The organism is Caenimonas koreensis DSM 17982, from assembly GCF_009646335.1.
Taxonomy (GTDB): domain Bacteria; phylum Pseudomonadota; class Gammaproteobacteria; order Burkholderiales; family Burkholderiaceae_C; genus Ramlibacter; species Ramlibacter koreensis.
The window spans coordinates 201,312-222,446 of record NZ_WJBU01000008.1 but is presented as its reverse complement, the minus strand read 5'-3'; the positions used below and the strand labels follow the sequence as shown (position 1 = coordinate 222,446).

The 21,135-nt window shown below is 62.5% G+C and carries 19 protein-coding genes; 12 read left to right on the top strand and 7 right to left on the bottom strand.

All coding sequences use genetic code 11. The annotated features are described in order from the left end of the window. Positions 1-12: 12 nt before the first annotated feature. Positions 13-1,917: a DUF4209 domain-containing protein gene (locus tag GHT07_RS09535; protein ID WP_153584836.1), complete on the top strand. Its 1,905-nt coding sequence runs from the start codon at positions 13-15 to the stop codon at positions 1,915-1,917. Between the two features lie 322 nt (positions 1,918-2,239). Next, the gene (locus GHT07_RS09530) at positions 2,240-2,923 is read left to right on the top strand and encodes a hypothetical protein (RefSeq protein ID WP_153584835.1); all 684 of its coding nucleotides are present in this window, start codon (positions 2,240-2,242) and stop codon (positions 2,921-2,923) included. A 28-nt stretch (positions 2,924-2,951) separates the two neighbouring features. Here the strand turns inward: GHT07_RS09530 and GHT07_RS09525 are convergent, their stop codons facing one another. Further along, complete coding sequence (locus tag GHT07_RS09525; protein WP_228488261.1) at positions 2,952-4,073, bottom strand: toll/interleukin-1 receptor domain-containing protein; 1,122 nt, start codon at positions 4,071-4,073, stop codon at positions 2,952-2,954. Between the two features lie 413 nt (positions 4,074-4,486). Then, positions 4,487-6,868 carry an alpha,alpha-trehalose-phosphate synthase (UDP-forming) gene (locus GHT07_RS09520; protein ID WP_407646612.1) on the bottom strand — a complete coding sequence of 794 codons (2,382 nt, stop codon included), beginning with the start codon at positions 6,866-6,868 and terminating at the stop codon, positions 4,487-4,489. Positions 6,869-7,036: 168 nt separating this feature from the next. On the opposite strand from GHT07_RS09520, the gene GHT07_RS09515 reads away from it, so the two are divergent. Genes GHT07_RS09515 through GHT07_RS09505 form a run of 3 tightly spaced genes read left to right on the top strand, consistent with a single transcriptional unit; the run spans position 7,037 to position 7,947 of the window. Further along, positions 7,037-7,429: a hypothetical protein gene (locus GHT07_RS09515; protein WP_194792892.1), complete on the top strand. Its 393-nt coding sequence runs from the start codon at positions 7,037-7,039 to the stop codon at positions 7,427-7,429. Between the two features lies 1 nt (position 7,430). Then, complete coding sequence (locus GHT07_RS09510; RefSeq protein WP_153584834.1) at positions 7,431-7,688, top strand: DUF5985 family protein; 258 nt, start codon at positions 7,431-7,433, stop codon at positions 7,686-7,688. Position 7,689: 1 nt separating this feature from the next. Next, on the top strand, positions 7,690-7,947 hold the full coding sequence (locus GHT07_RS09505) for a DUF5985 family protein (protein WP_153584833.1): 258 nt from the start codon (positions 7,690-7,692) through the stop codon (positions 7,945-7,947). Positions 7,948-7,957: 10 nt separating this feature from the next. Here the strand turns inward: GHT07_RS09505 and GHT07_RS09500 are convergent, their stop codons facing one another. Next, positions 7,958-9,319, bottom strand: coding sequence for a chloride channel protein (locus GHT07_RS09500; protein ID WP_153584832.1), 1,362 nt, complete (start codon positions 9,317-9,319; stop codon positions 7,958-7,960). A gap of 77 nt (positions 9,320-9,396) precedes the next feature. Between GHT07_RS09500 and GHT07_RS09495 the strand changes: the two genes are divergently transcribed. Next, the gene (locus GHT07_RS09495) at positions 9,397-9,921 is read left to right on the top strand and encodes a MarR family winged helix-turn-helix transcriptional regulator (protein ID WP_153584831.1); all 525 of its coding nucleotides are present in this window, start codon (positions 9,397-9,399) and stop codon (positions 9,919-9,921) included. A gap of 16 nt (positions 9,922-9,937) precedes the next feature. Here the strand turns inward: GHT07_RS09495 and pal are convergent, their stop codons facing one another. Continuing rightward, entirely contained in the window at positions 9,938-10,471 is a 534-nt protein-coding gene (gene pal, locus GHT07_RS09490) for a peptidoglycan-associated lipoprotein Pal (protein WP_153584830.1), read from the bottom strand. A gap of 402 nt (positions 10,472-10,873) precedes the next feature. On the opposite strand from pal, the gene GHT07_RS09485 reads away from it, so the two are divergent. Beyond that, positions 10,874-12,106, top strand: a complete 1,233-nt coding sequence (locus tag GHT07_RS09485) for a cation:proton antiporter (RefSeq protein ID WP_153584829.1) — start codon at positions 10,874-10,876, stop codon at positions 12,104-12,106. A 211-nt stretch (positions 12,107-12,317) separates the two neighbouring features. Here GHT07_RS09485 and GHT07_RS09480 read toward each other — a convergent pair whose 3' ends face one another. Both GHT07_RS09480 and GHT07_RS09475 read right to left on the bottom strand, forming a co-directional pair. Beyond that, positions 12,318-14,834 (bottom strand): YbcC family protein, encoded by a 2,517-nt coding sequence (locus tag GHT07_RS09480; protein WP_407646614.1) that lies wholly within the window; start codon positions 14,832-14,834, stop codon positions 12,318-12,320. Positions 14,835-14,858: 24 nt separating this feature from the next. Further along, complete coding sequence (locus GHT07_RS09475; protein ID WP_153584827.1) at positions 14,859-16,427, bottom strand: NADH-quinone oxidoreductase subunit L; 1,569 nt, start codon at positions 16,425-16,427, stop codon at positions 14,859-14,861. A 98-nt stretch (positions 16,428-16,525) separates the two neighbouring features. Between GHT07_RS09475 and GHT07_RS09470 the strand changes: the two genes are divergently transcribed. From GHT07_RS09470 to GHT07_RS09460, 3 genes are read left to right on the top strand one after another with little or no spacing between them, the layout of a single operon-like run. Then, positions 16,526-17,404 (top strand): LysR family transcriptional regulator, encoded by an 879-nt coding sequence (locus GHT07_RS09470; protein ID WP_153584826.1) that lies wholly within the window; start codon positions 16,526-16,528, stop codon positions 17,402-17,404. Positions 17,405-17,458: 54 nt separating this feature from the next. Further along, entirely contained in the window at positions 17,459-17,761 is a 303-nt protein-coding gene (locus tag GHT07_RS09465) for a flagellar basal body L-ring protein FlgH (RefSeq protein ID WP_153584825.1), read from the top strand. 24 nt (positions 17,762-17,785) lie between these two features. Then, the gene (locus tag GHT07_RS09460; protein ID WP_153584824.1) at positions 17,786-18,538 is read left to right on the top strand and encodes a pseudouridine synthase; all 753 of its coding nucleotides are present in this window, start codon (positions 17,786-17,788) and stop codon (positions 18,536-18,538) included. Here GHT07_RS09460 and GHT07_RS09455 read toward each other — a convergent pair. After that, positions 18,510-19,283 (bottom strand): alpha/beta fold hydrolase, encoded by a 774-nt coding sequence (locus GHT07_RS09455; RefSeq protein ID WP_153584823.1) that lies wholly within the window; start codon positions 19,281-19,283, stop codon positions 18,510-18,512. The genes GHT07_RS09460 and GHT07_RS09455 overlap by 29 nt on opposite strands. 45 nt (positions 19,284-19,328) lie before the next feature. Here GHT07_RS09455 and GHT07_RS09450 point away from each other — a divergent pair, with 45 nt between their 5' ends. Together GHT07_RS09450 and GHT07_RS09445 are read left to right on the top strand one after the other, a co-directional pair. Continuing rightward, on the top strand, positions 19,329-20,210 hold the full coding sequence (locus GHT07_RS09450) for an EI24 domain-containing protein (protein ID WP_153584822.1): 882 nt from the start codon (positions 19,329-19,331) through the stop codon (positions 20,208-20,210). After that, a complete protein-coding gene (locus GHT07_RS09445; protein WP_153584821.1) occupies positions 20,188-21,009 on the top strand; it encodes a competence/damage-inducible protein A in 822 nt (273 codons plus the stop codon). Before GHT07_RS09450 ends, GHT07_RS09445 begins: the two co-directional genes overlap by 23 nt. Positions 21,010-21,135: the final 126 nt, after the last annotated feature.

Below are 21,135 nucleotides of genomic sequence, written 5' to 3'. Positions count from 1 at the left end.
TCGCCCAAAATCATGAGCAACACGCGCTTCCCCGCTGACCTGGTTCTCACGAAGGCCGACTTCGATGCATCTGGCTGGTACGACGTCCTTGCCGGTGAGGCAGGCGAGCGATGCTCGTCGATGTGGCGGCCGCTCTCTGACGCAGCGAAAGCCGCCATCGACGCTGGTGACATAGAGCGCGCTAAGGTGTTGTGGCTACTATCCGACGCCGCATCCATGCGGTTGACGCCGGACAGCACGAACGGGCCGTTTCAACCCATGATGGTCTTCGGAGACCAGCGCTCGGCATTGCCCGAGGACCTCAGCGAAACAGACGTGGACTTCTTCCTGCAGGTGGTCAACGATGTGACGAATGCGCGTCTGCGCGGACGCATCGCTGACCTAGTGTGGCTGCTTAAAAGGGCTCCTCGGGTCCCAGCGATGGCGCTTGTGGCAATAGACGCATACCGGGAACTGCCGCTTGAGATGGACTCCTGGCTGGCAGACGGCCGCGAGTGCTGGTCCCGCGCGCTATCCCTCGCGCGCTCACTCGGAGAGGCTGCTGGCACCCGCTTGGCCGAGATGGAGGCGGCCATGCTGGATACGCTTCTTAACGCCAAGCCCGCCGATAGATTCTTCCCGAGACAGCTCGCCGACGCCATGCAGAAGACGGGCTTGGCTCGCGAACGCAGGTTGGACGCGGCAGCGAAGCTGGAGGGCCTTGGCAAGGATGCTGAAGTCGCAAAGGACTTTCATGGTGCCAAGTCTTTTTACGAGGCTGCGGCGACGTGGTTCGCGGCAGGCGGCGACAAGGTTGGCGCCGCCCGGACGACCGCGGCCGAAGCGGAATGCTGGGTCAGCTTGGCCGATAGTCCGCATCAGTCAGGGCAAGTGGCGCAGATTGTTGCGACCTCCCAGTACGAGAATGCCATCCAAACCTACCGAACCATTGGCCGGGCTCAGCGCGCGGCCCTCGCCGTCGATGAGCGAATTGAGGAACTGCGTGCCCGGCTGACAGTTGCCGGAGAGGGGTCGCTCGGCGAGATGGGCATGGTGCGCACGCCCGGCATCAACATCACCGAGCTGGTCAACCACGCTCGGGATGCCGTGGCCGGTAAACCGGTCCTTCAGGCGCTTGCCGAATTCGGAGCCCTGTACGAAGGCGTAGACGTAACCAAGGCACGTGCGGATGCGGTATCCACTCTACAGAGCTCGCCATTCCAAGCTATGTTCGGCTCGACTCACTTCAGTCGAGAAGGGCGGGTAGTCGCCAAAAGGCCAGCCCTCGGACTAGCTCCTCTTGACTCTTCGGAAGGCCAAGAAGCAATCTGGGCCACGATGGTCAGGGACCACCAACTGACACTTTCCCTCGTGGTGCAGGGTCAGGTCGTTCCGGCGTTCCAAGTCCTGGCCACGGAGCACAAGCCTTTGTTGGGTGATTTCGTCGCCCTCGCGCGCAACGCTTCCATCGTCCCGAAGGACCGCGCCTCGATCGTGGGCAAGGGCCTCTACCTCGGCTTAGAAGGTGACTTCGTCACGGCCGTGCACATCCTCGTGCCCCAACTGGAAAACCTCGTGCGCCATCACCTCAAGGCAGCTGGCGCAGTGACGTCCCACCTCGATCCAGGCGGCGTCGAGACGGAAAACGGCCTGAGCAGGCTCATGGAGTTGCCGCAGGCTGAGCAAGTGTTCGGCGCGTCAGTCTGCTTCGACATCAAGGCCGTTTTCTGCTCTCCATACGGGCCTAATTTGCGCAACGAACTCGCGCATGGACTCCTTGATGACAGCGCATGTCAATCCGTTGCCGGCATCTTCGCCTGGTGGTTCATGTTCCGGCTCGTCTACGCGAACTTCTGGAACGCTCAGCACGGGGGTGAGGCGGTTGTATCGGATGGTGCAGGCCGACCTGGCGATGAGTGGAAGGCCGACGAGAAGTAGGGTGGCATGCGAGCGCCCCGTTTTTGCTTCGTCCTCTCCGCCGTGTCACCATGCTCGTACTAAGTCACTTGTCACTAGAAGTCGGCAACTAGATCATCGCGCGCTGAAAGAGGCAAAGCATGCCGACACATGATGACGTTGACACACCCGAGAATGTATCGACTTGAATGGCAGCTGCAGGCTATTTTTGGCGAGACGCACATCGTCATCTCCGTATGGAGGTGAGGTCAGAATGGAACAGCGATTACAGCATCCTCAGCACGTGGCCGCATGAACACTTTGTGAGAAGCGTGCTTCTTCGATGTCACGACTGGAGCGGTAAATGATTTTGGAAGACAAGCTCGTTCAAACGCGCCTCCAGAAGGAGCCGGAGTTCCTTCTGCGTTTGCACGAAATACTCACCAACTGGAAGGTGGGCGAAAAGCCTGGCCTGGTGGTTCAGGCTAGGCCCGTGCAAGCCGCATCGCTCGAGGTCTTAGACGTCAAGGTGCGCAACGCTCTTCGCGAAGGGATAGATAGCGACGGCAACGGGAACCTCTGGGACCACTTCGAGGCGATTCGCATGTTTCACAGCCTGCACGGCATCACCGCAACGGCAAACACCGAAAGTCCGATCTGGCTCACCGAAGCCCACAGGGACGGTCACATGATTGCCGGCGTGTGGGACTTCCCGGATTTGCCCGCGCAGGATGGGCAGAACGCCAAGGCGATGGCTTACTGGTACGAGTCTTTTTTTGGGGAGTCGTTCAAGCTGATGTCGAACGTTGCCGCAGCGGGGGGGCTCACTGGGGAGTTCCAGGCGACAGCGACTCTCGCGAACGCCAACATGCTGCGTTACGGTGCTCGCAGTCCTGCTAACCGACCAATGTTGGCAGGCGAGCCGTGCCTCATGCCATACGCCCAATGGAGTCTTCAAAAGGCCTCCATCGAGAAGCCTGAATGGCACATGTTGGCTAGGTCAATGGCGCAGGGTATCGCCGGCGCGTTCAGGGCGCCCATTCGCTGAGCGCTGCGGATTCACGCTCGCAGGCTCGCTACTGCAGCGGGCGGATGAGAGTCGCCCAGAAATGCTCCGCAGCGGCCTCTTTGGTCATGCGCTTCTCAGCCTCGCCGAAGCCGAAGACCATGGGGGAAAAGTACAGCCCTTGGTCGTCCGACTCCACCGACACGCTTCCGTTGAAGCTGTTGCCGTTCGGATTCGCGTCGCTTGAGTAAGTGATGCCCCGCCCGCCGATGCCGCCAATACGGATGGCGCACTCGCTGACCTTCTTTCCGCCGTTGTAGATGGTCGCGGTGAAGCAGTTCGCGTCGATGCGGCGGAAGGTCGTCTGAATCCCTGAATTCCGGGCCTTCAGCTCGCCCAACGAGCCTTCGAAAAATTGCGCAAAGAGTTCGAAGCCGTCGTGCAGGAACGTGTCGCGGTCATGCTCGTTGAACTCCTGCTTGAGCCGCAAGTTGCTGGACCGAAGGGACGCGGGGCTAAGGGCCGCAGCAGCGGCATTGGCAGGTACTGCTTGCGGGGGCACCGCGGACGCGGGCTTGCCTCCCTTCCGGTTGGCGTCCTCGACGCGCTTGCGGATGTGGCTTGCCACATCTGCCAGAGCCTCTTCAACATTGGCCCAGGAAGTCACGGCCTTGCCGTCCCTGGGCGTGGCCAGCAGCTTGCCGAACGGAGCCGAGTGCCAGTCGCACGGCTTGAGGATAACCGGGATCACGACGGCCTCGCCCTCGGCGTGGCGCTCCATCGCGCGGCCCATCTCCCGGGAGTAGCAGTAGTCCGATGCAAGAAAATCGGCGCTCACGAGCAGCAAGATGATGTCCGCCGACTCGAGGTTCGCTGAGATCGTTTCGTCGAGCTCAGACCCCGCGAGGATGCGGCGGTCGTGCCAGGCCTCGATCAGCCCCTGACGCTTCAAAAGGGCGAGGTGCTTCTCGAGCCGGTTGCGCAGTTCCTCGTCTTCGTGCGAGTAGGAAAAGAAAACGTTTGCCATGACGTATTTTCGCCTATGCCTGGGGGTGGCTCGGGCGGTCTGGGGACGTTCATCAGATCGACCTGCCTTCCGAAAGCTATTCGCACGCGAATCGCACGCATGAACCGAATGCCGCGCCACCGCTAGGCTGCACTCGGGTTCAATTCCCGCCAGCTCCACCACCATCTACGGCAAACGCCAATAGACGATAGCAACAAGGGACCGCGTTAAAGCGCCCGACACTGTCGTTTGTTGGCGTTCGTTTCGCACGCCTGTTTTCCCGTGACGGCGATCAATCTCTGGAATTCGTCGCATGAAGAGGGGGTCCCGTCTGCGCAAGCGACATTGACCTGCCGGCCGGCACGAATGGTGCCTCAAAAAAAGCGAGCCCGTTTGGGCCCGCAATCGCTCTCTGGTCTTGGGCCCCCTCGCCTTAGCTCGACTCAGGTGGAGGGCGTAGAGATTATATTTGTATAAATGTAATTGTCCAGCGACACGGCAACTGCCTTATCGACACGGCGCCCGGTCGATCCTTCGGAGTGAGTCTCTGGATTGACGCTGTCGTGGCGGGTGCCTGGCTCGATCGCTGCAACGTGGTATCAGTCGGCACGATAGCGCCTGACGCGCGCCTCGATGCGGTTTCGCAGACGGCCGCGGCCCGCATCGGCCAGCATGCGACCGGCCCACCGGAACACGTTGTATTCATGCACCGTGCTGCGAAGACTGGCCATGCGCTCTCGTTGCTCGCCGGGTGGCATGGTCGCGGCGCTGTACAACGCATCAGCTGTTTCTTCGACGTGGTAAGGATTGACGATGAGCGCTTCCGGCAGCTCGCGCACCGCGCCTGCAAAGCGGCTAAGCACGAGCACGCCTTGCAAGTCGTCACGGGCAGCCACGAACTCCTTGCACACCAGATTCATTCCGTCGTGCAGGCTGGTGACGACGCATATGTCGGCCGCCCTGAACAGCTCCATCACCGCATGGGGTTCGTGATGGTGGGCGAGGAGGTGGACTGGCCGCCAGCCGTCGCGCTCGAAACGCAAATTGATGCGATCAGTGACGCGCTGAACGTGTTCCTGGAAGTTTCTGTACTCATCGAGTGAGTTTCGCGTGGGTGCTGCGACCTGGACGAACACGAATCGACCGATCAAGTGGGGCCGTTTCTCCAGCAACCGCTCAACGGCATTGAGCCGCTCAAGGATGCCCTTCGTGTAGTCGAAGCGATCGACGCCAACCGCAAGACACATGTCTTCAGGCAGGCCGAGCCGCGCGGTGACGCGCTCGCGGCATTGTGCAATCGAGCCCCAACGCTCGACCTGCTCGGGCGCTGGCCATTCGATCGAAATCGGGTAACTTTCGACAAGCGTCTCCTTTTCACGGTAAGCGATCGTTGAGTGCTCATGCTCGATTCGCGCCTCGAGGTAGCGATCGACCGTCTCCGTGAAATTCTTGCAGTGAAAGCGCGTGTGGAACCCCAGGATGGTGCTGCCCAGCATGCCCTGCAACAGCTCGCGCCGCCAAGGGCAGATCCCGAATGATTCCGGATTTGGCCAGGGGATGTGCCAGAACGTGAGGATGGTCGCCTCAGGCAGCTTCTCGCGAATCATTGCCGGCAGCAAAGCGAAGTGATAGTCCTGCACGAGCACTACAGGATCGTCACCTGTTGCTTCTGCGACCACGGCATCGGCGAAGCGCTGGTTGACGGCACGATAGGCTTCCCAATCGGATTCACGGAATACTGGCCGAACATGGGCAACATGGCACAAAGGCCACAACCCCTCGTTGGCAAATCCGTAGTAGTACCCCTTTTCTTCTTCTGCAGTAAGCCAGACTCTGCGCAACCAGTATTCCTCGTGCCCGGGCGGCACCCGAACCCTGTCGCGGCCATCGACCACCTCTCGATCGGCAGTTCCACTGCCGTGCGCGATCCAGGTGCCGGAGCACGCTCGCATGACAGGTTCCACCGCCGTGACGAGCCCGCTCGCCGGACGCTTGACGATGATGCCATCGGCGGTGCGTTCATGAATGTACGGCTCGCGATTCGAGACCACGATGACCTGGTCGCCACTGAGCTGGGTGCTTAGCAACGTCCGAAGACGATCCGCGGTCCATTCGGCGTCCGGCCCCTGTGCACGCCGGTACTCGTCTTCCATGTCGCGCAGCCGCGCGCGAAGATCGGCGGCAAATGGGGCGAGTTCAGGTGCAGGCATCAAAGGGCTGACCAGGCCCTCGCCGCGCATCAGTGCGCGAGCGCCACTGAGCCAGCCGCGCCAGCTGAGTTGCGCCACCACCATCGTGATGACAGCCATGACAAGGCCGAGGATCGCTATCAGCCCGATGAGGTAGTTGCGGCTGTCTTCGCTGCGGCGATCGATGAAGCTCAGATCGTGCAACAGCACCAATCGCGCGACGAGCATTTGCGATGCGGGCGTTTCGGCCACGGCGCTCTTGTTGCCTTCGACGCCAGCATCGCCGGGCGCCCAATCATCCAGGCTCAGCAGTGCTGCGGGCGCGGCTGGCCGATGTCCCAACACGTCGTGAACGCCCACATGAACCGCTCCGCCCGAGAGCGCCAGACGTGGGTCCGGCTTGTGTGCCACTTCGAGGGACCGGGCGCAAGACAAGTCTGCGGGGAAACGATCAGTGCTCTGGATCAGCCGGCCATCCGGGCTGCACAGACCGATGGCGACCAGCCGCTCATCCTGGGCTGCGCGGTCGAATAGCGTTTGCAGACGCGACAGGCGTCCTGCGGCGAGCGCTTCGGCGATCGAATCGGAAAGCGCGTTTGCAACAAGCAGGCCCCGGCTGTTCAGATCCCGGCTGAACCAACGAAGTGTGACCTTGTCGAGCAGAGGCACCGCCAGGTAGGCGGCAACCACCAGGACAATGAAAAGCGGCAGGAGGAACCGGAGTTGAAGACGCAGCGTTCGCAGCCTCATGCTCCACGTCCCCGTCGTGCGTATCGTCGATGCCGTGTTCACGAGCGTCTCCACGCAAATGGGGCGCCTTCAAAAGGCGCGACAGTTGTGCCGAAAACGAAGAACAAGTGATCATGCATGTTGTACATTTATGCAAATGTACTTGAGCGCGCGCCGCTGGGAAGACCCGGCCCGCGTCGAACTCATCAGCAGCATTGAAGAGCCGTACTTGTGAACGATAAAACGCAGGGTGGCCGCCTTCCGGACGAAGTCCGAAGGTACGTTATCGCCAACGTTCCCTCCGTTCCGTACCTCGAGGCGGCACTGCTGCTGCGAGCGGAGCCCACGCAAGAGTGGGACGCGGCGAAACTGGCGCAGCGCCTCTACATCAAGCCGCGCGAAGCCGCGGATCTGCTTCACACCCTGCAGAATTCGCTGGTGGCGATGCCGGTCGCCGAACGCACGGCATGTCGCTACACCGCCGATCCCGTGCTTGCGAAGATGCTCGATGCGGTTGCTCAGGCGTATGCATCAAATTTGTTCGAAGTGACCGATCTCATCCATACCAAATTGGACAAGAGGGCGCGTGTCTTTGCTGACGCTTTCAAACTGCGCAAGAGTTGAAATGGCCGCCTTGATCTATCTGCTGTGCGCCCTTGCATGTGCAATTTGCTTCGTCATGCTATGGAAAGCATTCATGCGGAGTCGATATCGCATCCTCTTTTGGAGCGCACTATCGTTTGGCGGGATGACCCTCAACAATGCGTTGCTGGTTGCTGACAGGATTGCGCTGCCTGCGGTCGATCTTTCGGTTCCACGGCTTGTGTTGGCACTGGTTTGCCTGCTGCTGCTGGTCTTTGGGCTGGTGTGGGGAGAAGACTGACATGCAGTCCTTTCTGATTGGTGCAATCGCGGCCACGGCTTTTGTCGCCGCACTGATCTTCTTTCGCTTTTATCGTCAGACGCGCGACCGGTTCTTTATCTACTTTGGTGTGGCATTCATCCTGGAGGGGGTCCATCGCATTCCTGAAGCGTTCCACCCAGGCTCATCGGACGACACGCCGCAGGTGTATCTGATCCGATTGCTCGGCTACCTCTTGATCCTGTACGCGATCTGGCAGAAGAACCGAAACCGGCCTTGATGCATTCTGCTCACGACGGGGACGCAGCGCAGTGGCGCCGGGACGGCGGCACAGCAGGCAATTGATGCATGCGCGACAGTTGCAATGCGGCGAGCGAGCCGTAGAGCGGATGACTCAAGACTCGCGAAATGGCGCTTCCGGCAAGAGCGCAGGCCATCAAGCTCAGAACCATTCCATGGCCATCAATCATCTCCATCACGATGATGAACGAGGTCAAAGGCGCCTGGGTTGCAGCTGCGAGAAATCCGGCCATTCCCAATGCGATCAACGTCGGCGCATGGGGGTAGTTTGTCAGCAGCGCAATGTCGTTGCCCAAAGCGGCCCCGATGGCGAGCGACGGCGCGAAGATTCCGGCCGGAACGCCAGACCAGCTTGTGAGCCACGTCGCCAGAAATTTGAACAGAACATAGACCGCCAGCGTGTTCTCTGTTCCCTCAAGCATGTTGCGAGTGTGACTGTAGCCGCTGCCGAAGGTCGCGCCCTGAGTCACCACGCCGATGATCGCCACGGCGAGCCCGCAGACCGCGGCGAACACGAGCGGACGGCGGCCGCGCAAACGACTGAGAGGGTCGCTGCCCAGGCCACCGATCGAGATGGTGAGCAAGCGCGAAAACAGGCCACCCGCGAGCCCACTGCCAAGAGCAACCAGCAGGCCTGGAACGATCAGTTCGAGTCCCACTTCAGGCACGCGGATCACGCCGAAGTACGTGCTATTTCCGTAGATCGATACCGCGATGAGCCCGGCCAGCACGATTGCTGCGACGATCAGCCCGCTGTTGCGCTCTTCAGGCGCGCGCGACAACTCCTCGATCGCGAACATCACGCCGGCCAATGGCGTATTGAAGGCCGCCGCGATACCCGCAGCACCCCCTGCAACCAGAAGGCCATGATCGGTCACTTTAGACCGGTTGGGCAGCCAGCGGCGCGCACCCAGCATCACGCCCGCCGCGACCTGGACTGAGGGGCCTTCGCGGCCGAGCGACAGGCCGGCAAGCAGCCCGCAAGCGGTGAGCCAGATCTTGGCTATGGAAAGTCTGATCGAAACGAACAGCCCGCGACGACCGGCATCCACTGACGAATCGAGGGCTGCCATGACCTGCGGAATCCCGGAGCCGGAAGCCCCTGCGGCATACCGCCGCGTCAGCCAGACAATTGCGACTGTCCAGGCTGGCGTCCAGAGAAGCGGCATCCATGGCCACATCCCTCGCAATCCGGAAAAAATGCCCAGCGCGCGCTCGGTCAGCCACGTGAATCCCACAACAGTCAGGCCCGCCAATGCAGCCATGGCTATCACGACTGCCCGAGCCCACCACAAGCGCCAGTCGCCGATCTCTCTGCGCAGCGCGGCGCGGATATCGTGGTCGTGCTTCATTGCCAGAGTTTCGATTCGTTCATGGGGCCAAGTTGCTCAAGGGCAATCCTGTTAGTTTCCCTCGCTATCATCTTTGGATGGAGTCCCAGGTTAAAAAAAATTCGACCCGCAAGGGTGCGCTTGCACCAGAAGTTGCGCCACGGCAAGAGTTGCCCTCACGCGTATTGCGTCGTTTTCGCGTCGTGTTTAACGCAGTCAAGACCCATTTTCGCCAGGTCGAGAAAGGCGCCGGTATAGGGGGCGCACAGCTTTGGGCGCTAGGTGTAGTCAAGGAAAGTCCCGGGATCGGAATGAACGATCTGGCGCGGGCCATGGACGTGCATCAGTCCACAGCGAGCAATCTTGTCAAGACGCTCGCAGAACGTGAGCTGATCTCGGTCACCAAAGCTGGCTCCGACCGCCGGACAGTCGCCTTGCGAATTTCCCCTGCAGGTCGAAAGGTTCTGCGCACGGCACCGGGTCCCTTTACCGGCGTGCTGCCCGACGCACTTGCGAGTCTGGACGCCACCACGTTATCAAGACTCGATAAAGACCTGGGCAAATTGATCGCCGTTCTCGAGGCTGACGAGCGCGCGGCGAACGTTCCTCTTGGCCAGCTTTAGACGTGAGCAATGAAGTTCAACGTGTCGGATAGTCGACATCGGCGCGCCTGTTTTGGGACCATGCCCCTTCGTCATGACCGGCGGCTTTCGGCTTTTCGCTGCCCCAGCTTATAGCTTCCATCTGCGAAGCGCTGACTCCATGGACCCTCAACGCGCGAAGTACTGCCTCGGCGCGTTTTTGCCCAAGCGCCAGGTTGTACTCGGCACTGCCTCGCTCGTCAGTGTTGCCTTCAATTCTGACGTTCAGCCGTGGGTTTGAAGCGAGGTATTTTCCTTGCAGCTCGACCACGGCGAAATATTCCTTTTTGACCGTCGTGTCATCAAAGTCGAAATAGACACTGCGTTCGATTGAAACTGGATTTCCGGGATCGAGGTACGCAGGCAGGGGAGCGACGGCTGTCTTCGATGGCACCGGCTTGCTCTGTGGCGACTGCACCGGTGCTTGCGCCACGGGGGCCATATTGGTCGCGGAATTCATATTGGGCGTGCTACTGCACGCAGCCAGCAATACGGTGGTGCTCAGCAGCAAAGCGAAATGTGCAGGTTTCATGTGAGGACCTCGGGAAAGCAATCCTGGCAAAAGCTGCGACGGTTAACTCGCCGCTGCTCGCGGATATTACATCAACATTTGTACAAATATTGTTGGCGGTCGCACCGGGACAATGGCGGAAGACGGGCGAAGCGATCCGGTCTGCGATCCCGTGCGCTGCCACGCGGCACCGGCGCCGGGCGCGTATCAGGCGCAGCGAGTGTCAAAATGACTCTTCGGCGATCGGCAACACCAATAGGGGCACCAAGTGATCACTGGGTCGGTATGCGCAAAGGCACCCACTACCTTGGCGATGCAAGCGCCTCGCAATGGTTTGCAGCGCATCGGGCAGGCAGGCGCGCTGCCACCTGCCTGCCAGCCTCTTGAGGGCTCGCCAGGCTCAGCCAACACAGGACAATACTGATGCTTGAGATCGGAGCCTCCTGTCTGGTCCTGACAGCACTTCTGGCGTACCTGAATCACCGATTCATCGGACTGCCCATTGCCATCGGTGTCATGGTCTCAGCGCTGCTGCTGTCGCTTGGCCTGGTGGGGTTAGACGCGCTGGGGGTTGCATCCGCCTTGCGGCAGTACGAAGAGTCGCTCGTGCATTCCATCGACTTTTCTGCCGTGCTGATTCAGGGCATGCTTTCGTTGCTGCTGTTCGCTGGCGCGCTGCATGTCGACTTGACCGAACTCAAGGAATACCGGTGGCAGGTTGCAGCACTGGCCGTGTTCTCGACGGTCCTGTCCACAGCTGCGGTGGGATTTGGCACCTGGTTCGCGTTGCCTTGGGTGGGCCTGCATCTGCCGTTGATCTATTGCCTGCTATTCGGTGCGCTGATTTCGCCCACCGACCCGATCGCCGTGATGGGCATTCTGAAAACCGCAGGGGCGCCCAGGAATCTGGAACTCGTGATCGCGGGCGAATCCTTGTTCAACGACGGCGTCGGCGTGGTCATCTTCTCGCTGCTGCTAGGGATGTTGGCCAGTGGTGCGACACCCACATTCGAGCAGAGTTCGCTGCTGTTAATTCGCGAAGCCGGTGGCGGCTTGATGTTTGGCCTGGTGTTGGGCTACATCACTTTCTGGCTTCTGCGCAGCGTGGACAACTATCAGGTCGAAGTCCTGCTGACCTTGGCGGCTGTCACCGGTGGCTATTCGCTTGCAAGCCGTTTGCACGTTTCCGGACCGCTGGCCATGGTTGTGGTCGGCTTGATCGTCGGCAATGGCGGGCGAGCCCTTGCAATGTCTGACACCACGCGGCAGTACATCGACCTTTTCTGGGAACTGATCGACGAAATTCTGAACGCCGTGCTCTTCGTACTGATTGGTATGGAGGTGCTGCTGGTGACGTTCTCGGTCAGTATTTTCGTCGCTGCCGCGGTGGCGATAATCGTGACGCTCGCGGCTCGCGCGCTCACAGTCGGTCTGCCGGTGAGTCTCATGAAACGCGCATTCAATCTGCCCAAAGGCGCTGGCTGGGTATTGACCTGGGGCGGCTTGCGCGGCGGCATTTCGGTGGCACTGGCCATTTCCCTGCCAGCAGGGCCTGCGCGTGATACGGTGCTCGCGATGACCTACTGCATTGTGGTGTTCTCGATCCTCGTCCAGGGCCTGACCATCGGGCGCGTAGTCCGCCGGGCGGTAACGTGAACGCTGGCCCCGGGTCGGCCGAAGCCACACCCATCAGCCGAAGTGAGGTGCCTCAATAGCGCTTCTCCTCAATGAAGCCCAGCCCATGTGAATCGCATGCATCGACATAGCCACGCCGATACTGGGCTGCGCCAGGGTTCAACTCCGGCCAACCCACCGAAATTGAAACCCCAACCGTTCGCGGTGGGTTTTTTTTCTTGGCCGCTTGCTTTCAGAGCACCTCTCGCCACACACCGTCGTCGTAGCGTGAAAAGCCCGCCTCTTCGAAGCGCCACAAGTGCAGCCAGCCGTTGTCCAGCAGCTGCCTGACGACCGCATGTCTGGCGATGACCGCATCGATCGCCGGCTGCGGCGCGTCGATCACCACCGTCAGGCGCAGCGGCTCATGCACCCAGCGTTCACCATCATGCAGTGACTGGCGCGACAGCCCGATCCGCAGGTCGCCTCCGTTGCCCTCGAACACGCCGAGGTTGCCGCCCACCACGTTGTGCAGCACCTTGTTGCCGCTGCCCAGCCGCTGCGGTTCGCAGGTGGACGCGTGGTACTGCCAGTTGATCCAGTGCGTGACGAGCATTGGCGCGGTCATCAACAGCTCCAGCACGCTGCCGTCCGGGTCCTGGCTTGCGTCGTAGTCGTGCAGGAAGCACCGTCCATCCAGCACGACGCCAGCGCTTCTGTGGCGAGGCGCGATCAGGAAGGCTGCATTGCCCGCGAGCCCCCATTCAGGCCGCGTCTGCGCACCGTCGTTGGCACGGGCGCGAAGCTGGGTGAGGAGGGCGTCGTGGGAAGCACGCGGGTCAAGCTCGAGGCTGGGCGCGCGTTCACGCCGCACCTGGTCGCAGGCGTGTGCGAACACAGCTTGCAGTTGGGCCCACCGCGTTTGTGCAGCAGGCGGGAGCAGGTCGATGTCAAAGCCCTCGATTTCATCGGTGGTGGTGTTATGCAGCGCCGCGACAAACGACGTGCCCACTGGAATGTCGATGCCGCGAGCCTGCAGCGCCTCGCGCACTGACGCGTCGTTGAGCAACTGCGCGAGGCTGCGTGCGTTGACTTCGCCGGTCTGGCCACAGCAGGCGCCGCAATCCAGTGCGGCGGCATGCGCGTTGTTGGCCGACTGGCTGCCGTGGCCCACCAGCAAGACGAGTGGAGCCAGCCGCCGCTCCAGGCCCATCGCGTGCAGCACACTCGCTGCCACATTGGCCTTCGCCGTCAGGTCCAGTCCGCTCAGTTGTGGCCGGCACAGGTGCTGATAGCGGGCGGGCAGGCCGTCCAGGTCGACCCTGGGCCTGCTGCCGGTGCCTGGGGCCAGCCAGTTCACCAGCTTGCCCAGGTACCCGACGCCTGCAGCTTCCACGAACGAGAACGCGGCGCCCGGCCAGCGGCTGGCCGCCTGCCATTGGTCCGCCAGGGCGAAGCGCGTCTGGCGTGACCGGCTCGCGGCGCGCTGGCGTGCGGCGTCAGCTGCACCACTTGAGTCCTTCGCGCTGACGATGCAGTCGCTCACCTCCATGGAAGGCGCGAGCAAGCCGGGCAATTGCGGGCGCCGTGCCTGCGTCGCAAGCGGTGTGTACGCCACCGGCAAGCCAAAGAAGCCCGCGAAGCCCAGCGTTTGCATGGAGGGCGATACGGCTTCCAGTGCGCGGCGCAGCGGCTCGCTGCGCACGTCGATGCAGAACGCCGCCTGGACTTCAACCTCGTGCTGCGCGATGCCGGCGCCACTCCTGGCGAGGAGCCGCTGCACCAAGCCCCGTTGATAGCCGGCTTCCAGCGCGACTTGCCACACCTCGTCGACCAGGAACGCCTCTTCGGCATCCTTCAGCACCGCAGGCGCTTCGCTCCATGCCTGCTGCAGTGAAACGAATGCCTGCCTGGCTGCTACATCGTCCTTGCACTCCAGCAGCAGCGCGCCCCACGCCAGCCGGATCGCCAGCAGCTCGCGCAGATGCGGATCACTGCGCCCTTGCAGTCGTGCATCCCATCCGAGGTAGGCGCACCAGGAAGCCCAACCATTGACGGTGAGCAGCACGGACTCGAGGTAGTCGGCCCACACCGCAGGGGGCAGACCGAGCCGCTTCATCACCCAGTGCTCCGCGTCGAGTGCAGTCAAGGGCAGCGCGTTCACAGCGCTGCCGAGTTGCGGCAGGCCCATGAGCCGTCCGATGCCGTGGTCGTGCAGCAGCGTTTCGCGCCAGAAGGCATACAGGCCCTGGTCGCGCTCGGGCTGCCAGTCGGCCTGATGTTCGTCGAAGAAAGCCGCACATGTCTGGCTCACCTGGTGGGTGATCGCCTGGCGCCACGACAGCCGCGCATGGCGCAGCGGATCGTTGTCGAGCACGTCGATCAGCAGCGGAAGCTGCGTGGCGGCAGGTGCGGCCTGCAGCGCAGCTACGCACCCCCGGGGGGTCAGCCCCATGGCCTGCGCCTGCGGCAGCTGTTGCAGCGCTTGCTCGAGATCTGCCGGGCGGATCCGCCCCTCCTTCCAGAAGCGCTGCATCTGCTCGCGCGGCGCAAAGACGTGGATGCCGCCCAGCACGGCCATGCGCGCGGCCACCCGGCGCACTGGCATGCCGATGCGTGACCAATGTGGATTGACTGCGATGGCGCGATCGAGCGGCCACGCCGGTGCAATCGTCTGGCAGGCCTCGTGGCAGGCTTGCTCGATGCGTGAGTCCAGCGCGTCATCGCCGGCAGTGGCGTGAGCGGGCTGGGTGACTTCGATGGTTTCCATCATGTTGTTCTCCGTGTTCCCAGCTCAGCGCCGGATATTGGCTAGTGGGGCCGGCGCGCCTGGCGTGGCCGCGGCGCCGTGGAAAGAGGTGTGTGTCCAACGCGCGGGCCACAGGGCGAGCGCCAGTCGCGTGTAGGCTTCATCGAGGTAGAAGCCGGCGTAGCTCCAGCGCCGCCAACTGGTGAGTGCGCGCGGCGTTCGTTGAAGCACGGCGAGGCAGAGGTATAGCGCAGCCATGCCAAGCAGCGCGACCACACCTGATGCATGATGCGGCGTATCGCGGATACCTAGTGGCAGTGCGTGCGCCAGCAACGCGACGGCTGTCAGCCCCGCCACCATCAGCAGGCCCGACACGACTTGCCATGCCCTTGAAGCCGTCCCGTCAGGCGCGGCAGGCAGCCACAGCAGCGGCGCCCACGCCAGGCCCATCAACGCGCTCCACCACCACGGCCACGAATCAGCAGCTGCGACCGACTGGATCGACAGCACGGTAGCCATTGCCAGCGCCGGTGCCAGCGCCAGGTTGAGTGCAGAAGGCGTTGAGACGCTGTGCATGGCTTGCAAGCGTGTCGTGCGCACGATGCTCGACGCAGACAGGAAGGCGTGCGCCTTGTACAGCGAATGGCCGATCAGGTGGAGCGCGGCAAGCGTGTACAGGCCCAGGGCACATTCGAGCAGCATGAAACCCATCTGGGCCACGGTCGACCAGGCCAGCCGAACCTTGATGCTGATGCGCGTCAGCATGACCATGCCGGCCAGCACCGCGGCAATCAGACCGAATAGCAGTAGCAGTCCGCGGGCCGGTGCGGCCTGCTCCAGCAGCGGTGCGAAGCGGATCAGCACAAAGCCGCCGAGATTTACCACGCCCGCGTGCAGCAGGGCCGAGACCGGCGTCGGCGCTTCCATGACTTGAATCAGCCAGCCGTGCACCGGCAACAAAGCCGTGCGCAGGATCACGGCCAGCACGAGCGTCACCGCGCTCAGATGCAAATTGAAGGACAGGCCTTCGCGCGCCACATGCGCCCAGAGGGCGGACAGCGAGCCGCTTCCAACCTCGGCCCACGCGAGCGCCGCAGCAGCCACGAGCAGGACGTCGGCGATCCGGTCGGCGATGCGCTTCTTGTGCGCAGCAAGCAGTGCAAATGCCCGGTCAGGGTAGAAGCAGAGCAACCGCTGGAGCGCCATGCCCACGACCGCCCACGATGCGATCAGCACCAACCAGTGATCTGCCATCAGCAGCAGATGAACCGCTGCGAGCACGGTGGCCATTGCGGCCACATAACGTCGCTGTCCGTGTTCGCCTTGCAGGTAGCGTGAAGAAAATTTGCCGATCACGGTGCCCAGCAGTTGCACCAGCACCGCCAGCGCGAGGCCCAGCGCCGAAGCTTGGAAGGCGGGTGGCAAGAGCAAGCCGGCAGGCCCAGCCCACGCGCACAAGCCGGTCATGACCAGCGCTGTCGCGGAAAGAACCTGGAATGAGCGCCAAAGGGCTGGCGTCGACGCTGGGGCGATGCCTGCGAGCGCTGCCACGCCGAGCATCAGGACGGCGGGCGCGAGCGCAATCGCCGGGAAGAAAAGCTGGGCTGTATCCATCACGAACCTTGGTTGGGAGCAGTGGGCGCGATGGTGCTAGACAGAATTTGTTCTGTAAATTACATTGATAATCTGAAGTTGAAACTAAAAAACGAACAATGCGGCTGGACCAACTCAATTTCAATCACCTGTTCTACTTCTGGCGCGTTGCCAAGCTGGGCCACCTGACGCGCGCAGCGCAGGAGCTGCACACCTCGCAATCAGCCGTATCGGCGCAGATTCGGCTGCTGGAAGAGCGCATGGGCAGCGCCTTGTTCACCCGCGCGGCTCGCCGGCTGGTATTGACCGACACCGGCCAGCTGGTGCTGGCCTATGCCGAGAACATCTTCGGCCTGGGGCAGGAGATGCTGGGGCGGCTCGAAGGCCGCTCGGCAGGCGTGACCCGCCTGCGCGTGGGCAGTGTGGCCACGCTGTCGCGCAACTACCAGGAGAACTGGATACGGCCTCTGCTGGCAGACCCGCTGGTGGTGCTGACGCTCGAATCGGGCCTGCTCGAAGGGCTGGTTGCCCGCCTGCTGCAGCACCAGCTCGATGTGGTGCTGGCGAACGAAACGGTACCCGCGGACCCGGACCGCCCCTTGCATTGCCGCTTCCTGGGCAGCCAGTCGATCTCACTGGTAGGCCCGGCGCCTGTGTGGAAGTCAAAGAGCCTGCGCATCCCTGAAGACCTCGATGGCCTGGACATCGTGCTGCCCGGGCCGCGGCATGCGTTGCGCGCCCAGTTCGACGGGCTCTGCGCGTCGGCAGGGGTAACGCCCCGGCTGCGCGCCGAGGTGGACGACATGGCCATGCTTCGACTGATCGCGCGTGACAGCGGCTGGCTGGCTGTGTTACCCGAGGTGGTGGTGCAAGATGAATTGCGCGCGGGCGTGCTTGTGAAGGTGGGCCAATCGACTGCCTTGCAGGAGCGCTTCTACGCCATCACGACGCCACACCGCCATCGCATCGAGGCGCTGGAAGCATTGATGGACCGTTAGCGCACAGCGCGCTGCGCTACGATCGTTCACATCGTGACCCACCAAGGATTTGCCATGCGCCTCATGCTTTGCGTCTCACTCATTGCCGCGCTCGCAGGCTGCTCCGTTGTGCCGCCTGCCGCATGGACCTACGACCCCACCAATCCCCGGCCGCGGCCAGCGCCTGACCAGGCGAGCGCGGTGCAGGCCAACCAGCGCATTGCCGAGCTGGCTCTCGAAAAAAATGCGATCCGCGCGCGCATAGCGGTAGAGCGCGACGCAGGCGCACGCCTGGCGCTCTACGAAGATCTGCATCGCGTAGGCAGGGAACTGGCACCGCTCGAGCGACGCATTTCCGTCTACGCCCAAGCGCGTTGATCGTCGCCCGCTGACATCGTCTCCATGCAGTTGCAGGAAATTCTTTTCTCGCAAGGCTTTGGCACGCGCAGGATCTGTATCGGCCTTGTGCAGCAAGGCTTCGTCAAGGTTGGTGGCGAGTGCGTGACCGACCCTGAGCAGGATTTCGCGCAAGAGGGGCTCGCGTTCGAAGTCGAGGGCAAGCCGTGGCAGTTTCACGAGCGCGCCTACCTCATGCTTCACAAGCCGGCAGGCACCGAGTGTTCCGCCAAGCCGTCGACATACCCGAGCGTCTACACATTGCTGCCTGCGCCGCTGCGGCAGCGGCCGCAAAAAGGGGGTGCGGTGGGCGTGCAGGCGGTGGGCCGCCTCGACCAGGACACCACGGGTTTATTGCTCATGACTGACGACGGCCAGTTCATCCACAAAATGAATTCGCCCCGGCACCACGTGCCGAAGGTTTACGAGGTCACGACCAAGCACGAGTTCGACGACAAGTTCATTGCCAGGCTGCTCGCTGGCGTGGTGCTCGATGACGACCCCAGGCCCGTGCGGGCGGCCGCATGCGAGCGCCTCGGCGAACGCCTGCTGAGCCTGACGCTGACGGAAGGCAAGTACCACCAGGTCAAGCGCATGGTCGCTGCGGCGGGCAATCGCGTGGAGGGCCTGCATCGCTCGCGCATCGGGCCCCTGGCCTTGCCGGCCGACCTGGCGCCGGGGCAGTGGCGCTGGCTCGACGCCGCAACCCTGGCGGCGCTGCGCGCGCCAGTCAGGGCAGCGGCGACAGAAACTCAGTGATGAGGCTGCAGGTCAGCTCAGGCTGGTCGCGATGCGGGGAGTGTCCGCACGACTGCAGCACTTCCTTTCGGAAGGGGCCTGCCGTCGGGGCTATCTCGTCAATTTGCCGCAACGTTCCGTAAGCATCATCGACGCCCTGCATGGCCAGCACAGGCGCGGCGATGCGCCGGCAGGCATTGCGAATATCGAAGTCGCGAAACGCTGTGCTCAGCCACACGTCATTCCACTGCCAGAAAGCAACATCGACATCCGCGTGGAATTTTTTCAGGCGCTCCCGCAGCGGCCCGCCCTCGAATGTGGCGGCGGCCTGTTTAATGGACGCGATCGATTCTTCTTCAACGATCACGTGCGGCGCCATCACGATGCACGCCGTGACGGGCCTTTCGCTCGCGTGCAGCAGTGCGATCGTTCCCCCGTCGGAATGCCCGAGCAGCACAGGCCGCTCGATGCCAAGCCGGTCGAGCAATTCAGGCAGCACCTGCAGCGCTTCGACGTGCATGTAGTCGGCCTTCAGGCGACCCGCACCACGCACATCAGGCACGCCGTCCGAGGCGCCATAGCCGCGGCGCGAATAAACAATGCCCGGGCGACCCGTTGCGCGGCAAACGCGCCCTGGCCAGTCGCGCCACATGGCCACCGAACCCAGGCCCTCGTGCAGGAACATAATCGGCGCGAGACCGATTTGATGCGCGGGCGCTATGCGCTCCACTTCCAGCTTGACGCCGTTGACCTGCACCAGTTCCATCCGCCAAATGTTACGTGAACAGCCTGCGCTGCAAGGGCGCGCAGCATGAGCCTTTTCCTGGACTCGTTCTGGCGGGCTGTCGCCTACTGTCTGCACCCCAGGGTGATCGCGCTGTCTTTCCTGCCCCTGGTGATCATGGTGGGGCTGTTTTTCGTGCTGGGCTACTTCTTCTGGGAGCCTTCGATCGACTGGGTCAGGGCCATGCTGGAGTCGTCGCAGCTGATGAGCAGTCTGCTCACGTGGCTGGAGGGCCTGGGCCTGTCGAGGCTGAAAACAATCGTCGCGCCGCTGATCGTGATCTTCACGCTGACACCCGTCATCGTCGTTTTTGTTTTGGTGCTCGTCGCCGCTTTGATGGCACCGGCCATCACTGCCATCGTGGCCGAGCGGCGCTTTCCGCAGATGGAACGCAAGCATGGCGGCTCGTTCGTGCGCAGCATCCTGTGGTCGCTCGGCTCGACACTGCTGGCGCTCGTTGCGCTCGTGATCTCACTGCCGTTGTGGCTCGTGCCGCCACTCGTGCTCATCCTGCCGCCCCTCATCTGGGGTTGGCTGACTTACCGTGTGATGGCCTACGACGCGCTCGCCGAGCATGCGACGAGCGATGAGCGCCGCACCGTCTTTCGCAGGCATCGCCCTTGGCTGCTGGGCATTGGCGTGATTGCCGGCTACATGGGCGCAGCGCCTGGTTTGATCTGGGTGTCCGGCGTGGTGATGACGGCCGTCTTTTTCGTCTTCCTCGTGCCGCTGGCCATCTGGATCTACACGCTGGTGTTCGCCTTCGCGGCACTCTGGTTCGCCCACTACTGTCTCGCCGCGCTCGACCAGCTGCGCCGGGAAACCGCAGCAACGCCTGCCCCCACGCCAGCGCCTGAACTTGCCGCGCCAGAACCCGAAGTTATCCATGAGCAGCTCCCCCACACCTGAAACGCGCACCATCGGCCTCATCATCGTCGGCGATGAAATCCTGTCGGGCAAGCGCGCCGACAAACACATGCCCAAGCTCATCGAGCTGCTGGCCGCGCGCGGCCTGCAACTGTCGTGGGCCGATTACGTGGGCGATTCGCCCGATCGCCTCACGGCCACCCTGAAGCGCGCGTTCGACTCGGGCGACATCGTGTTTTCGTGCGGCGGCATCGGCGCAACGCCAGACGACCACACGCGCCAGAGCGCAGGCAAGGCGCTTGGTGTGCCCATCGTGTTGCATCCCGAGGCGCAGGCGCTCATTCGCTCGCGCATGCAGGACGTAGCGCGTGAGCAGGGCACGCCCTACGAGCCTGATCGGCCCGACAACATTCATCGGCTCAACATGGGCGTGTTCCCGCAGGGTTGCACGCTCATCCCCAATCCGTACAACAAGATTCCAGGCTTCACCGTGCGTGACGTGCATTTCGTGCCGGGTTTCCCGGTGATGGCCTGGCCGATGATGGAGTGGGTGCTTCAGACCTACTACGCGGACCTGTTCAACGCCAAGCCCAACATCGAGAAGTCGGTGATTGTTTTCGGCGCGATGGAAGCCGCGCTCACACCGCTGATGGAAGCCATCGAGCGCGACCATCCGGGCGTCAAAGTCTTCAGCCTGCCGAGCGTGGACCACCCGGTTCACGGGCGTCACATCGACCTGGGCGTCAAAGGCGAGCCCGTGCGGGTGGAGCCTGCTTACCAGCAGCTGCTGGCGGGCCTGAAGTCCTTTGACGTCAAGCTTGGCCCCGAACTGGTGCGATAAAAATTGCACCAAGTCAGGTCTTATTTTTCGACGCACAATAAAGGTGCATTGCTCATCTTGCCGCGAGAGTTTGCAGTAGCGAAAAGCAATCAGATTCAGGGACAATCGCCGGGCTTTGTCGCTCGC